Origin of the sequence: Kitasatospora sp. NPDC057965 (assembly GCF_042887135.1) — a bacterium.
GTDB lineage: Bacteria > Actinomycetota > Actinomycetes > Streptomycetales > Streptomycetaceae > Kitasatospora.
Genome location: NZ_JBHVPZ010000005.1, coordinates 229,029 through 242,549 on the forward strand (window position 1 = coordinate 229,029; position 13,521 = coordinate 242,549).

A 13,521-nucleotide genomic window follows, 5' to 3' on the forward strand; every position below is an offset into this window, starting at 1 on the left:
CCGATCGTACGCGGGTTCGTCAACGCACGGCCCGGGAACGGGAGATCCGCGGCGCCTCGGCCACCGCCCGGTCCACCGCCGGCTCCACCGCCGGGTCCTGACGGGGCGCCGGCACGCGCCGCTCGCGGGTGGCGACGGTCAGACAGGCCGCGATCAGCACGATGTTCTTCAGGATGTACTGCCCCTCCAGCGTCGGCACCGGCGGGACGCCGTGGGCCCACACGTCGTTCGGCAGCAGGACGAGGGTGGCGAACACCCCGGTCATGTGGACGAAGAACACGGTGAGGGTGAGTCGGCGCAGAAGTCCGGTGACCAGACCGAGCCCGATGGCGACCTCCATCAGCGCCAGCAGGAAGCGCGAGACGTCGGGCGGGACGGCGTCGAAGGTCATCAGGCTCATGCAGCGGGTGGCGAGGTCCTCGGCGGGGCTGGTACCGGGGAAGAACTTCGGCAGCCCGAACCAGAGGTACAACACCCCGACACTGACGCGCAGAACGCCGGGGGCCACGCGCCGGTAGGCGTCGGCGAACACTTCGGCGCGCTGTCTGGACGAGCGCACCACCCGTGCGGAAAACGACTCCATCCTGCCCCTCCTTCGGATCCAACAGAGTTCCCAGCACCGAACGGGGACGGGACATGTCACATCCGATGGGATCCGGGTGAGGGGCGGCCCGGGGCACCGGCCGTGGCACGGCCTGTCAGGTACTGGCTCAGAAGTCCGCAGCTTAGCGCCCTGCTGCCGCGCCGCATAGGCTCCGCGGGGTGCTTGACCACACGGGGAAGAGCGCGGTGGCGCCTTCTAGCATCTCCGTCATGACTCCACCACCCCCGGCGAGCGCCGAAGTGACGGTCCGTCCGTGTTTCGGCCACACGCCGCCCGCGCCCGGACTGCGGGCGTTCGTCGAACGGTACTGGTGGTCCGAGGGCGGCGCGGGCGCCTTGCCCCGGCTGCTGCCGGGGACCGGGGCCGAGCTGTGGGTGCACTGGGCGGGCGGGGTGGCGCTGCGCGCACCCGACACCACCGGGGCGCCGACACCGCTGCCGGGCGCGCACCTCGTCTGTCTGCGCCGCACCGCCTGGCGGTTGGACAGGCACGGCGGGACGGGCGGCTTCATGGCGGTGCGGTTCCGGGCGGGTGCGCTGCGCCACCTGGTCCCGGTCGGGCTCGACGAGCTGGCCGACCGGGTGGTGGACGCCGAGGACCTCTGGGGCGCGGCCGGCCGGCGGCTGGTCGACCGGGTCCGGACGGCCACCGGCGCGGCGGATCGGATCGCGGCCCTGGACGGGTTCCTCACCGGGCTGCTCGCCGAGCACCGCCGTCCGGAGGCCTGGCTGGACGCCGCCGTCGGGCGCGTCTACCGCCGGCCGGCCGGGCTGCGGATCGACCGGCTCGCCGAGACGGCCGGGGTCGGCGAGCGCCGGTTGCAGCGGGCGTTCCCGGCGGCGGTGGGGGCCGGGCCGAAGGAGTTCCAGCGCCTCGCGCGGTTCCAGCGCCTCGCCCGGCACCTCCTGCGGGAGGACCGACGCGACTACCTGCCCGCGGCGTTGGCGGCCGGCTACTACGACCAGAGCCACTTCGTCCGCGAGTTCCGCCGGCTCACCGGCGAGCGGCCGGGCGACGTGCTCGGACGGGGCCTGTCGCATTTCTACTATCGGCCGCTCCCGGACGGCGGACAGGCTGGCCCCCTACCGACGAGGAAGGAACTCCCATGACGATGGTGCTGGCGATCCTACGGGCGCGACCGGAGCAGGCGGACACCCTGGACGCGGCCCTGCGCGAGGTCGCCGAGTCGACCCTGCGCGAGCCGGGCGCGCTGGCGTACACGGTCGGCCGTCAGGACGGCGACCGGTTCCTGGTGGTGGAGCGGTACGCCGACCACGCGGCCCGCGAGGCCCACTTCGCCGCCCCCTACGTGGCCGGCCTGCTCGCCCGCTTCCCCGAACTCCTGGCCGAGGAACCGCTGGTGGAGTTCGCCGACGTGCTCACCGCCTTCGCGCGCTGACCGCGGCCCGCGCCCCGCGCGAGCTGGCCGAAGTACGACCCCCGGGTGCCCCGGGCCCGGGACGGTGCGGGGACGGAGCGCTACATTGGGCGCCTGTGCCGGGCAGGGGGCGGGCACCGGGTTCGTTCCCGTGCCGCGGCCGTTGGGAGGACCCGTGTCTTCGCCCCGCGCAACGGACCGGCCCCGGGGGCGCCGGGCCGCCCGGTTCGCCGTCGGAACCCTGGTCGCCGCCGCCACCGTCGTCGTCGCCCTGCCGGCCGTCCCGGCCCAGGCCGCCCCGGCGCAGACCGCCGCGGCCAAGGTCGTCTACCTCACCTTCGACGACGGCCCGAGCCCCCGCTACACCCCGCAGGTGCTCTCGCTGCTGTCCCAGTACGGCGTTCGCGCCACGTTCTTCGAGATCGGCCAGAACGTCGCCGCCAACCCGGAGGTCACCCGGCAGGTCGGCGCCCAGGGGCACAGCGTGCAGAACCACAGCTGGTCCCACCCGGACCTGCGCAAGCTCTCCAAGTCCGCCTTCCAGTACCAGGTGTCGGCCACCGACGCACGCATCCGGGCGCAGACCGGCACCACCCCGTCGTGCCTGCGCCCGCCCTACGGCGGTGTGAACGGCACCGTCCGCTCGGCCGCCGCGGGCCTGGGCAAGAGCGTCCAGCTGTGGAGCGTCGACCCCCAGGACTGGTCCCGCCCCGGCCGCGCCGCCATCGAGCGCCGCGTCCTCGACGCCGTCAAGCCCGGCTCCGTCATCCTCCTCCACGACGGCGGCGGCGACCGCGGCCAGACCGTCGCCGCCCTCCCCGCCATCCTGGGCACCCTCAAGTCCCGCGGCTACACCTTCGCCCTCCTCCCCTGCCGCTGAGCGGGCGTCGTCCCGCGTTCGCCATGACCGGAGCACGGCGTCAGGCCACCTTGACCTCACGGTGACCTGACGCCCCGTCATGCGCGGCCGAACGCAACGCCCTCGTCAGTACTCCTCGGCCTCCAGGACGTCGTCCTCGGTGATCTCGTGGGCGGTCATCAGGGCGGCCGCCTCCTCGGTGGCGCCGCGCAGGCGCAGGGCGCGGACCAGGAGCAGTGCCGGGTCCCAGGGGTGGTCCGCGGTGGCGAGGGCGGCGCGGGCGGCCTCCTCGGCGGCGGCCGGGGCGTTGAGGCGCAGGTGCTCCTCGCCCAGGTCGGTCAGGACGGCGCCGAGTTCGTCGGTGAGGTCGTCGCTCTCGGCCGGGCCGGTGGCGCGGTGGTGTTCCAGGAGGGTGCGGGCGGCGGTGAGCCGGTCGGCGGCCTCGCGGTGGCGGCCGACCGCGCGGATCTGGTCGACGTAGCCGCGCAGGATGGCCACGACCTCCCTGGTGGGCACGGCGGCGGGGGTCGGGAGGTCCTCGGTGAGGATCGCGTCGAGGGTGGTGCGGGCCTCGGTCAGGATGTCCCGCAGGGTGCCGGTCTCCGTCTCCGTTTCGCTGTAGGGGTGGCGCCACATCGCCTGGACCAGCGCGCGGAGGCCCTCGGTCCGCCGGCCGGCGGCGGCGAAGCTCCGCGCCGCGGCGAGGTAGCGGGCGGCCGAGTCGGCGCCGTAGCCGAGCAGGTCGCCGAGGTCGGCCTCCAGTTCGGGCCGGGACGGCAGCGAGGCCGGCCACACGGCGTCGTCCGTGTCGTCCAGGAGCTGGCGCAGCCGCTCGGCGGCGTCGGCGTGGTCGCCGGTCTCCTTGCCGATCCGGGCGAGCAGCCAGCGGCAGGCGGCCGCCTCCTCGGGCGTTCCGTACCGGTCGAGTTCACGCACCGCCTCCTCGGCGGCCGCGGCCGCCTCGGCGAAGCGGTCGGCGCCGAGCAGGGTCTCGGTGAGCTCGACGCGGGTGCGGGCGGCGGCGGCCCGGTCGCCGGCCGCGACGAGGGTGGCGACCCGGTCGGTGAGGCGGTGGACGCGCTCACCGCTGCGCGAGCGCGGGTCCCGGCCGGAGCCCGCCGGCGGGGCGGGCTCACCGATCGGTCCGGCGGCCATCCACTCGCGGATCCGGGTGCTCTCGACGGTGTTGCCGTTGCGCTCGTCGAACCGGGCCGCCACGCCGAGGGCGCGCTCGCGCAGTTCGGCGGCGAGCACGGTGACCGGGGTGTCCGGGCGGCGCCGGCCGTCGACGGTGGGGAAGCGCAGCAGCAGTTCGCCGTCGCCGCCCGCCTCCACCGCCGACAGCACCGCGACGGCCGCCGCGGCGAAGTCCATCTCGGCCATCGGGGTCCGCGCCCGGTCCAGCCAGGACAGATGGCGTTCGATCAGGTCGAGCCCGCGCCCCGGGTCGCCGCTCCACACGCAGAACAGCACGTTCGGGGCCAGCGTGTCGAGGTTGTGCGCGCTGTCCCGGATCCGCCGGTACGCGACGCGGTGCGCCTCGGCGGCCTGCTCGGCGCGACCGGTCCGCAGGTAGGGCAGCAGCAGTTCGGAGTTGATCCACTGCGGCTGCTCGGTGCAGCCCGAGCGGCGGGCCGGCTCGCCGATCCGGATCGCCTCCTCGTCCCGGCCGAGCGCCACCAGCGTGCGCACCTGGCTGCTCGGGACGCAGCCGGAGCAGTCCGAGAGGCCGTCGCGCCGGGTGAGCGCCATCCGTTCGTAGTGCTCCTGGGCGCCGGCGAGGTCGCCGACGGCCTCGGCCAGCAGTCCGCGGTGCTGGTGGACGGCGTGCATGCTGTGGCCGCCGCGCCGGTAGCGCCGTTCCATGTCGTCGAGCAGGTCGGCCGTCCGCCGCAGCGGGATCTCGGGGAACTCCTGGACGGTGGAGACCATCCACTTGAACTGCCAGAGCAGGTCGTGTTCGTAACCGCTCTGGAAGCGCTCCGGCTCGCGGTCGTAGGCCGCCAGGCACCAGGAGAAGGTGAGGAGGGCCTTGGCGGGCGCCCAGCTGTGCTGGAACACGTTGGTGGCCTGCATCCGTGCCTCGAAGGCGAACTCGGTGAGCCCGAGGGCGTCGGCGTGGCGGATCACCTCCTCCAGGGCGGCGAACTTCGGGGCCCCGTCGGGCATGCCGTGGGTGGTGCGGAGGAGTTCGCGCAGTTCCTGTTCGGTCCGGCTCACGCTGCGCCTCCGGCGACGGCCCGGCCGATCAGGCCGAGGAAGGACTGGTTGAGGGCCGCGGTGTCGGCGGGCCGCAGCGGGTGGTGGCCGAGCAGCAGCGCCTGGACGTAGAGGCCCTCCAGGCACATCGCGCGCAGCTCCGGCTCGGCGAGCGAGAGGACCTGCCGGGCCAGCGGGTTGCGGTGGTTGAGGACCAGCCGGGGCCGGGGTTCGCCGTGGCTCTGGAAGCTGCCGAGGATCGCCGCCCAGGTCTCGTCCACCTGCTCGCGGGCGCCGCGCACGTCCAGCTGGAAGGCGGTGTCGTCGTCGAGCAGGTAGAGGGCGGGCAGGCCGGAGGGTTCGAAGGAGCGCACCAGCAGGTCGCAGCCGAGCCGGGCGAGGACCGGGTCGGCGGCGGCGAGGAAGGGCGCGAGTGCCCGCTCGTCGGCCGGTTCCAGCCGCGCCAGGTGGGTGGTGAGGTCGGCGGCGCGCAGCTGCTCGGTCTCCAGCGAGCGGTCCACGGTGGCGAACCGGTCGATCAGTTCGGCGTCGTAGACGTAGCCGGCGTTGACGACGGCGAGTCCCTGGGCGGCCGCGACCGGCGCCAGCTGGCGGAACTCGTCCAGCAGCGGGGTGTAGCGCAGCCGTCCGTAGCGGGCGGTGAACTCGGCCAGGGTCAGCGGGCCGACGTTGGTCTCCATCGGCCAGAACTCGGTGACCAGTCCGAGCATCTCGTCGTCGTGCAGGGCGAGCGCCTTGACGCCCAGGTGGTGCACCCGCAGGAAGGAGCGCAGCCTGGCCGGCTCCTGGACGCTGAGGCGCACCAGCCAGCCGCGCAGCCGGTCGCCCAGGGCCTCCCGGGTCGCCTCCAGCAGCGAGTCCTCGTAGAGCGCCTCGCGGCTGGCGGTGGGCCGCAGTTCGGTGGTGTCCACGACGCAGCGCACGAAGAACGCCCATTCGGGCAGCAGCCGTTCGGCGCCCTCGGAGAGCAGCATCTGCTTGAGGTAGACGCGGTGCGCCGCCGGGACGGCCGGGTTGGCCGGCATCGGCAGCACGAAGGCGACGCCGCGCAGGCCGGCCTCGGCCGCGGCGATGTCGATGACGTCGAAGGGCGCGAAGCCGAACACCTCCTCGCAGTACGCCTCCAGGCGGGCGCGGCGCTCGGCGGCGTTCTCGTCCCCGGGGCGGTCCCAGGGGGCCGGTCCGCCGGTGACCGGCTCGCCGTCGACGGTGACCGGGTACGGCAGCCGGGCGCCGTAGTGGGCGACCAGTTCGGTGACGGCGCGACGGGTCAGCAGGTGCTCGCTGCCGGGGCGCGGACGCAGGGTGACGGTGGTGCCGGGCTCGGGGCGCTGCTGGTCGGCGGGGGCCGGGGCCAGCGTGTAGCCGCCGTCGGAGCGGCCGTGCCACCGGACGGTGGGGCCGTCGCCGCGGCGGGTGTCCACCTCGATGGCGTCGGAGACCATGAAGCAGGAGAGCAGTCCGATGCCGAACTGGCCCATGAACTCGTGCCGGGCGAAGCCGAGCTCGTCGCGCTTGGAGCTGCGGCCGATGGTCGCGAGCAGTTCGTGCACCTGGGCCTCGCTCAGCCCGATGCCGTTGTCGCTGATCGTCAGCGAAGCGTCGCCGGTCGCCTCGCCGGAGGAGATGGCGATCCGGGCGGTGTGCGGGGCGGCGGCCGCGTCGTGCGCGCGCACGGCGGTGACGGCGTCGACGGCGTTCTGCAGCAGTTCGCGGACGTACACCTGCGGGCTGGTGTAGAGGTGATGGCTCAGCAGATCGACTATTCCGCGCAGGTCGACGCGAAACGTTTGGCTCACGGATTCATCTCCCGGGTCGTGTTGGGAGCACCCTAGGGCCGGGCGCCGACACACGGGAGCGAATTTCGCGCGGGGGTTCGATCGGCGGAGCCGCGGTGCCGCGGCTCACGGGCCCGGTCCCGGCGCGCGGACGCCCCGGTCCGCCGCACGGGCGGGCCGGGGCGCCACCCGGACCAGGGGTCAGGGGCGGGCGGTGACGAGCGCCTCGATGGCGGGGACGACGGCCGCCGGGCTCGGCAGGGCGTCGTTCTCGGCGCGCAGCCGCTCGGCTCCCTCCCGCAGGACCGGGTCGGTGACGAGTCGGGTGAGCAGCCCGGTGTCGACGTCCGCGGAGGAGGAGCTCAGCGCGGCCCCGCTCGCGACCAGGATCTCGGCCACCGTGAAGTTGTCCGCGCCCTGGGGCAGCAGGAGTTGCGGCAGACCGGCCTGCATCCCGGTGAGGGTGCTGCCGGAGCCGCCGTGGTGGACGACCGCGTCGCACACCCGCAGCAGTTCGGCGAGCGGCACCCACGGCAGCGGGTGGACGTTGGCCGGCAGGCCGCCCAGGTCGGCGAGGTCGGCGTCGCCGACGGCGAGCAGGAACTCGGCGTCGGCCCCGGCGGCGGCCGCGACCAGCGGCGCGATGGCGTCCAGCCCGTCTATCCCGGCGATCACCGTGCCGAGGGTGACGGCGACCCGCGGCCGCACACCGCGGTGCAGCAGCGCGGCGGGGACGACGCCGCCGCCGTTGTACGGGACGTAGCGCATCCGCAGGCCGCCCGGGTCGCCGCCGAGCGAGGCCGGCACGATGTTCAGCGGGGTGGAGGCGGCGGGCCCGGCCACGCCGTGCTTCTCGTAGACGTCGGTGAAGCGGGCGGCCAGCCGGGCGGCCATGTCGAGGCCGGAGCTGAGGCCGAAGTTCTGCAGCGCCGCCGGGATGCCGAGCTTGGCCGCGACCAGCTGGGCGGAGGCCAGACAGGAGTCGTGGACGATCAGCTGGGCGTCCCAGCCGGCGGCCACGGCCAGCAGGTCGTCCACGGTGGAGCGCGACGCGAGCGCGAAGGCGGCGGCGCCGACCTCCATGATCTCCTCCTGGGTGAGGTCCGGCTGCGCGTAGTGCGCCTGGCTGCCGGCGACCTCCTCGAAGGCCTCCCGTACGGTCCGCCCGTCGCCGATCTCGACGATCGGGAACCCGGCCTGTCGGAGTTCCTCCATCGGCCGCGGACTGGCGAACAGCACCTCGTGCCCGGCGGCCCGGACGGCCTGGGCGGTCGGCACCATCGGGAAGAGGTGGCTCGGTGCGGCCGGGCCGGTGAAGAGAATGCGCACAACGGTCTCCTGGTCGTTCTCGGGTCGGTCGTCCTCGGATCGCGCGGGGAGCGATCCGCTCGCCCCCTCAACTGACGCACGATCAGTTGCTCTTCCCTGTGGGATCGATAATCGGACGTTCCGGTGCGCGGCGGTGGGAGGCCGGAGGGCTTGTGTTTCCGGGTGGCGGCGCGCGGCGCGCGGAACGCGCCGGGGCCCGCCCGTTCCGGCGGAGCACCGGAACGGGCGGGTGGGAGCGGCAGCGCGGGTCACCGGGGCGGTGCCGGGCCAGGGAGCGCGACCTGGCCTGTTCCCGCCGTTCACGGACCGCCTCGGCAGACTCGGCGGACTCGGCGGACTCGGCGCGGAACGCGCCCCCGCGTGCGCCGCCCGCGTGCGGCGCCCGCCGTCTCAGCGCCCGCCGTCTCGGCGCCGGGCGGCGGAGCGGTCCAGGAAGCGGCGCAGGCCGTCGCGCACGCCCTCGGTGGGGACGGTGGCGGCGAACCAGGCGGCCTCGACGGCCAGGCCCTCCTCGATCGGCAGGTTGATGCCCCGGGTCACCGCCCGCAGGCAGGCGGTCACCGCGGTCGGCGCGTGCCGGGTGATCCGGGCCGCCAGCCCGCGGGCCGCGTCGAGCAGCTCACCGGCCGGCACCACGGCGTTGACCAGGCCGATCTCGGCCGCGCGGGCGGCCGGGACCGGGTCGCCGGTGAGGATCAGCTCCAGCGCGCGCTTGCGCCCGACATGGCGCGGCAGCCGCTGCGAGCCGCCGAAGGGCGGCGGGAAGCCGAGGGTGATCTCCGGCTTGGCGAAGGTCGCGTGCTCGGCGGCCAGGGCCAGCGGCGCGGCCTCGGTGAGCTCGCACCCGCCGCCGTAGGCGAGGCCGTTGACGGCGGCGATGACCGGCTTGGGGAACTCCTCGACGCGCCGGGTCAGCGCGTGCCCGCGCCGCACGATCTCGCGCAGCGCCGTCTCGGGCCCGTCCGCGGAGCGGGCGATGCTGCCCGCCAGCGAGGGGATGTCCGCGCCCGCGCTGAAGGCGCGGTCGCCGGCGCCGGTGAGGATCACCGCCCGCACGGCGTCGTCGCGCTCGATCGCGTCGAGCCGCGCGAGCAGCGCGTCGATGGTCGGGTAGTCGAGCGCGTTGAGCTTGCTCTCGCGGTCGATGGTCAGGACGGCGACGTCGCCGTCGCGGGTGCTGCGCACGGTCATGCCCGTACTCCGTTTCCGCTGGCCGGGTTCGTCGCCGAGGCTAGGAGCGGGAAGGCAGGGCAATCCAGGAATTGTCCTGGATACACTTCACCGGCCGGCTCCCCCTCCCGCTCCCCCTCCCCCCTCCGTTCCAGCGACAGGTGCCCGCATGCGACCGCCCGCCTACAAGGCCATCGTCGACGAGTACGCCGCCGCGATCCGCTCCGGCGCGCTGCCGGCCGGCACCCGGCTGCCGACCCACCGCGCGCTCGCCCACCAGCGCGGCGTCGCCCCGGCCACCGCCACCCGGGTCTACGCCGAACTGTCCGCCGCCGGACTGGTGGTCGGCGAACAGGGCCGGGGCACCTTCGTCCGGGTCCGCTCCGGCTACGACGGCCTCGAACCCTCCCGCGCCCTCCCGGTGCCCAGGGTCGCCGACCTGTCGTTCAACCAGCCGCTCTCCCCCGGCCAGGACGACGACCTGCGGCAGGCCCTGCGCACGCTCGCCGCCTCCGGCGACGTCACCGCGCTGCTGCGCCAGCACCCGCCCGGCGGCCACCGGCACGACCGGGCCGCCGTGGCCACCTACCTGCTGGAGCGCGGCATCGACACCGCCCCGCGCAACGTGCTGCTCGCCGGCGGGGCGCAGCAGGCGCTGGACTGCGTGCTGCGCGCGGTCACCCGCCCCGGCGACGTCCTGGCGGTCGACGCGCTCAGCTACCCGGGGATCAGACTGCTCGCCGCCGACCGCGGTCTGGAGCTCGCCCCAGTGCCGGTCACCCCGGCCGGCCCGGACCTGGACGCGCTGGAGCGGCTGTGCCGGGCCCGCCCGGTGCGCGCCGTCTACACCATGCCCACCGTGCACAACCCGCTCGGCTGGGTCCTCGACGGCGGGCGGCGCGAGCAGCTGATCGCCCTCGCCCGCCGCCACGAGGTCCTGCTGATCGAGGACGGCACCTACGCCTTCCTGGAGACCGCGCCGCCTCCCCCGCTGCGGGCCCTCGCCCCCGAGCGCACCTGCTACGTCGCCGGGCTGTCCAAGAACGTCGCCCCCGGCCTGCGGTTCGGCTTCGCCGTCGTGCCCGACGCCTGGCTGCGGCCGGTGACGAGCGGTCTGCGCACCGCCGCCTGGGGAGCGCCCGGGCTGGTCACCGCGGTCGCCACCGGCTGGCTGGCCGACGGCACGGTGGCCCGGCTGGAGCGCGAGCGCCGGGCCGACGCCGCCGAGCGCCAGGGCGTCGCGCGCGCCGCGCTGGCCGGCCTGGACGTCCGGGCGCACCCCGCCTCCCACCTGCTGTGGCTGGGGCTCCAGCCGCACCAGCGCCCGGACCACGTCGCCGCGGTGCTCGCCGAGGAGGGCATCCTGGTGTCGACGGCGGACGCCTTCGCCACCGGCCCGTACCGCCCCGCCGCCCTGCGCCTCGCCCTGGCCACTCCCCCGCGCGCGGAACTCGCCGGCATGCTGGGCCGGCTGCGGGCCGCGATCGAGTCCGTCGCGCCCTGAGACCGTGGCGTCCCCGGTGCCGTCGAAGCGGTGTTCCGGTCGACGGCGTGCGCCCGGCGCCGCTTCCTCTATCCTCTACGTCAGGTGTCGGGCAGGGGGCCCGGGTTGTTGTCCTTGGGGGTGTGTGTGGTCACCGGTCGAGTGGTGCGGTACGACAGTGTGCGCGGGTACGGGTTCATCGCTCCGGACCACGGCGGGGAGGATGTCTTCCTGCACGTCAACGACATGCTGATGCCCGAGTCCCTGGTGCACTCGGGTCTGGTGGTGGAGTTCGAGATGGAGGAGGGCGACCGGGGGCTGAAGGCCTCCTCGGTGCGCCTGCCCAAGGGGGCGCCGGCCCGGCCGGCCGGCCCGGCGGTGCCCGCGGCCCGGGTGGCGGCGGCCGAGGGCGACGACGCGGAGTGCGACGTCCTGACCTCGGCGGAGCTCCTGCTGGAGGTGACGGAGCTGCTGCTGGAGCACGCGCCGTCGCTCACCGGCGAGCAGGTCCTGAAGGTGCGCAACGCCATGCTGCAGTGCGCGAAGGGCCACGGCTGGACCGAGGGCTGAGCCCCGGCGTCCCCGGCAGTGCCGTCGGCCGGCCCCCACCACGGGGGCCGGCCGACGCTCGTACGGGGTGACCGACGGTCACGGTCCTACGGGGTGACCGGAGGCCCTACGGGATGACCGACGATCAGAAGAGCACGTCGGTGCAGGAGTAGAACGCGTTCGCGGTGTCCGCGACGTCCCAGACCGCGACGACCACGTGGTGCCCGGTGCGGCCCGTGGGGAGGGTCGCGGTGTGCTTGGTGACGGCGTCGGGCTGGCGGCGGTTGTAGGGAACCGTCAGGAACGGCGTCAGGTCCAGGCTGGCCCGGGTGATCTTCTGGGTCGGGTCGTAGCCCTGCTTGGTCAGGAAGTAGCGGAAGTTGGTGGTCGAGTGCCGGGCCTCGATCTCCCAGGTGAAGGTCTGCTGGCCGCCGGCCGTCACCTTGGTGGTCGGCCAGTTCCCGTTGCGCGGGTTGTCCAGCGGCGCCCAGCGGGCGTCGGCGCCGGCGCAGATGGTGCCGTCGGCGGGGCCGCCGGACGGGAAGCCCTTCGGGCCCTCGACGCTCTGCGGCTCCCACTGGATGTCGCCGCAGTTCTGGACGACACCCGCGCCGCACAGGGCCGAACGGCTCGGCGGGAGGTTGATGAACCCGTGCGAGTTGGCCGGGACGGCCATCGCGAGCGGGACGGCGACCGCGGCCAGGGCGGCGCCGACGATGTGGCGTTTGCGCATGATGCTCCTCCGTGGGGGGATGGAGAGTTGTGCCCGACGCAGGAGGCGCGCGTGGGGGTGCGCCAGCCGGGTGGATCTTGGCATGCCTGCGCCAGGTGAATGCCCATACCGTAGGGAGCGCGACGCCCACCGTCAATGGTCTGGACCAGTTTGACGTCCGGTCAACCGGCGGTCACCGCTGTCGAGTTGCGCCCGTGGTCAGCGCGGTCGGCCGGGGTCGCCGGGGTGGGGTTCGAGCGCCGTCACGGTGACGGCCGTCCACGGGCGCGGCGGCCGCGTGCCGAGGACCGGCCCGGCCGCCGGTCAGTGGCGGATCGCCGGCGCCGACTCGCCGTAGACCCGCAGCAACTGGTGGGAATGCAGCCAGCGCAGCTCGGCGCCGCAGGCGCGCAGCGCCATGCCGAGGGCGTGCCGCATCGCCCCGTTGACCGCCGTCCGGGCGGTGGCGGCCCGGGCCGCCTCCGGCAGGTCGCTGTCGGCCAGGTCGGCGAGCCCGCGGGACGGGTTCCAGCCCAGGTCCGCCGCCCCGTCCCGGTCGCCCGTGCCGCCGGTCGGCACGCAGCGGGCGAGGGTGACGCCGGTGGCGCCGAGGTGCGGGGCGAGCGGCAGGCCGGCGAGGGCCGCGCTGCGGCGGACGGTGCCGACGACGCCCGCCGGAAGGCCGAGTTCGACCGGGGTCGGCCCGGCGGGCCGGGCCACCAGGACGCCGGGCGGCACCCGCAGGGCACCGTCGACCGCGGCCCGGCCGTCGACCCGCAGCTCCCGGCCGACCCGGTCCCGGCCGGTCTCCAGCCCGAAGGCCGGCAGGAACTCGGCGAGCGCGTTCTCCATGGCCGTCGCCACCAGGTCCTGGGCCGGGCCGGCCGCCTGGCCCGGTTCCGCCATGGCGGCGGCGCCGGTCAGGCGCGGGGACGGCAGCCAGTCCAGGGCGGCCACGCCCTGGCACCGGTCACGGTCGTCGACGGGGCGCGCGGGGCGGATGCGCACGCCGGGCCCCTGGTCGCCGAAGGCGACCGGCAGGCCGGCCAGCAGCACCGCGTCGGTGAGGCGGTCGGCCAGGGCGGGATCGACCCGGCCGGCGGGCGGTCCGGCGTCGGCCGGGGAGGGCGGCTGCCGGTGCGACGGGGTAGTCAACGGTGCGGGCCCTTCGGAGCGGTCCCCCGGCGACGGGGGACGGGGAGAGGACGGGGGCGCGGTCGCGCCGGCCTGTCCGGCGCGCCGTCGAACTCCCGTTCCCCGGCCCTCGCATCCTCAAACGCCGTACCCGGCGGGCAGGATGGGGCCGCCACCCGGCACGGGACCGGGCTCCGCACGGCCCGCCCACCGCCGTCAACAGGCACTATCAGCCACTCCCCGCGGCGGACACCCGCGTTCCGGCCGATCGTCCCGGTTCGGGTTGACCGCCAAATTGGTCCATG

The 13,521-nt window shown here is 75.3% G+C and carries 12 protein-coding genes; 5 read left to right on the forward strand and 7 right to left on the reverse strand.

The genetic code is table 11. The annotated features are described in order from the left end of the window. Nucleotides 1-19 precede the first annotated feature (19 nt). On the reverse strand, nt 20-583 hold the full coding sequence (locus ACFVVU_RS08460; protein WP_387788789.1) for a DoxX family protein: 564 nt from the start codon (nt 581-583) through the stop codon (nt 20-22). A gap of 230 nt (nt 584-813) precedes the next feature. Here ACFVVU_RS08460 and ACFVVU_RS08465 point away from each other — a divergent pair, with 230 nt between their 5' ends. The 3 genes from ACFVVU_RS08465 (at nt 814) to ACFVVU_RS08475 (ending at nt 2,862) form a co-directional block, all read left to right on the forward strand. Further along, entirely contained in the window at nt 814-1,713 is a 900-nt protein-coding gene (locus ACFVVU_RS08465; RefSeq protein ID WP_387788790.1) for a helix-turn-helix domain-containing protein, read from the forward strand. Beyond that, the gene (locus ACFVVU_RS08470) at nt 1,710-2,003 is read left to right on the forward strand and encodes a putative quinol monooxygenase (RefSeq protein WP_380686176.1); all 294 of its coding nucleotides are present in this window, start codon (nt 1,710-1,712) and stop codon (nt 2,001-2,003) included. Before ACFVVU_RS08465 ends, ACFVVU_RS08470 begins: the two co-directional genes overlap by 4 nt. Nucleotides 2,004-2,157: 154 nt before the next feature. Then, complete coding sequence (locus tag ACFVVU_RS08475; RefSeq protein ID WP_380686174.1) at nt 2,158-2,862, forward strand: polysaccharide deacetylase family protein; 705 nt, start codon at nt 2,158-2,160, stop codon at nt 2,860-2,862. A gap of 105 nt (nt 2,863-2,967) precedes the next feature. On the opposite strand, the gene ACFVVU_RS08480 is transcribed toward ACFVVU_RS08475, so the two are convergent. The 4 genes from ACFVVU_RS08480 to ACFVVU_RS08495 all read right to left on the reverse strand — a co-directional run bounded on the left by ACFVVU_RS08480 (nt 2,968) and on the right by ACFVVU_RS08495 (nt 9,359). Further along, nucleotides 2,968-5,061, reverse strand: coding sequence for a hypothetical protein (locus tag ACFVVU_RS08480; protein ID WP_387788791.1), 2,094 nt, complete (start codon nt 5,059-5,061; stop codon nt 2,968-2,970). Then, complete coding sequence (locus ACFVVU_RS08485; RefSeq protein WP_387788792.1) at nt 5,058-6,860, reverse strand: HSP90 family protein; 1,803 nt, start codon at nt 6,858-6,860, stop codon at nt 5,058-5,060. The genes ACFVVU_RS08480 and ACFVVU_RS08485 overlap by 4 nt, the downstream gene beginning before the upstream one ends. Nucleotides 6,861-7,040: 180 nt before the next feature. Then, on the reverse strand, nt 7,041-8,168 hold the full coding sequence (locus tag ACFVVU_RS08490) for a nucleotide disphospho-sugar-binding domain-containing protein (protein WP_387788793.1): 1,128 nt from the start codon (nt 8,166-8,168) through the stop codon (nt 7,041-7,043). A 390-nt stretch (nt 8,169-8,558) separates the two neighbouring features. Then, the gene (locus tag ACFVVU_RS08495; protein ID WP_380688971.1) at nt 8,559-9,359 is read right to left on the reverse strand and encodes a crotonase/enoyl-CoA hydratase family protein; all 801 of its coding nucleotides are present in this window, start codon (nt 9,357-9,359) and stop codon (nt 8,559-8,561) included. Nucleotides 9,360-9,507: 148 nt separating this feature from the next. On the opposite strand from ACFVVU_RS08495, the gene ACFVVU_RS08500 reads away from it, so the two are divergent. Both ACFVVU_RS08500 and ACFVVU_RS08505 read left to right on the forward strand, forming a co-directional pair. Further along, complete coding sequence (locus ACFVVU_RS08500; protein ID WP_387788794.1) at nt 9,508-10,842, forward strand: PLP-dependent aminotransferase family protein; 1,335 nt, start codon at nt 9,508-9,510, stop codon at nt 10,840-10,842. Between the two features lie 126 nt (nt 10,843-10,968). Then, nucleotides 10,969-11,391: a cold-shock protein gene (locus ACFVVU_RS08505; RefSeq protein WP_387788795.1), complete on the forward strand. Its 423-nt coding sequence runs from the start codon at nt 10,969-10,971 to the stop codon at nt 11,389-11,391. Between the two features lie 124 nt (nt 11,392-11,515). Here the strand turns inward: ACFVVU_RS08505 and ACFVVU_RS08510 are convergent, their stop codons facing one another. Both ACFVVU_RS08510 and ACFVVU_RS08515 read right to left on the reverse strand, forming a co-directional pair. Then, nucleotides 11,516-12,103: a lytic polysaccharide monooxygenase gene (locus tag ACFVVU_RS08510; RefSeq protein WP_355359830.1), complete on the reverse strand. Its 588-nt coding sequence runs from the start codon at nt 12,101-12,103 to the stop codon at nt 11,516-11,518. Between the two features lie 303 nt (nt 12,104-12,406). Continuing rightward, nucleotides 12,407-13,237 (reverse strand): hypothetical protein, encoded by an 831-nt coding sequence (locus tag ACFVVU_RS08515; protein WP_380689386.1) that lies wholly within the window; start codon nt 13,235-13,237, stop codon nt 12,407-12,409. Nucleotides 13,238-13,521 lie beyond the last annotated feature (284 nt).

What these genes read in the sequence shown, in the direction of transcription:
- ACFVVU_RS08460 (WP_387788789.1), bottom strand. Translation starts at nt 583, where the DNA reads ATGGAGTCGTTTTCCGCACGGGTGGTGCGCTCGTCCAGACAGCGCGCC.
- ACFVVU_RS08465 (WP_387788790.1), top strand. Translation starts at nt 814, where the DNA reads ATGACTCCACCACCCCCGGCGAGCGCCGAAGTGACGGTCCGTCCGTGT.
- ACFVVU_RS08470 (WP_380686176.1), top strand. Translation starts at nt 1,710, where the DNA reads ATGACGATGGTGCTGGCGATCCTACGGGCGCGACCGGAGCAGGCGGAC.
- ACFVVU_RS08495 (WP_380688971.1), bottom strand. Translation starts at nt 9,359, where the DNA reads ATGACCGTGCGCAGCACCCGCGACGGCGACGTCGCCGTCCTGACCATC.
- ACFVVU_RS08500 (WP_387788794.1), top strand. Translation starts at nt 9,508, where the DNA reads ATGCGACCGCCCGCCTACAAGGCCATCGTCGACGAGTACGCCGCCGCG.
- ACFVVU_RS08510 (WP_355359830.1), bottom strand. Translation starts at nt 12,103, where the DNA reads ATGCGCAAACGCCACATCGTCGGCGCCGCCCTGGCCGCGGTCGCCGTC.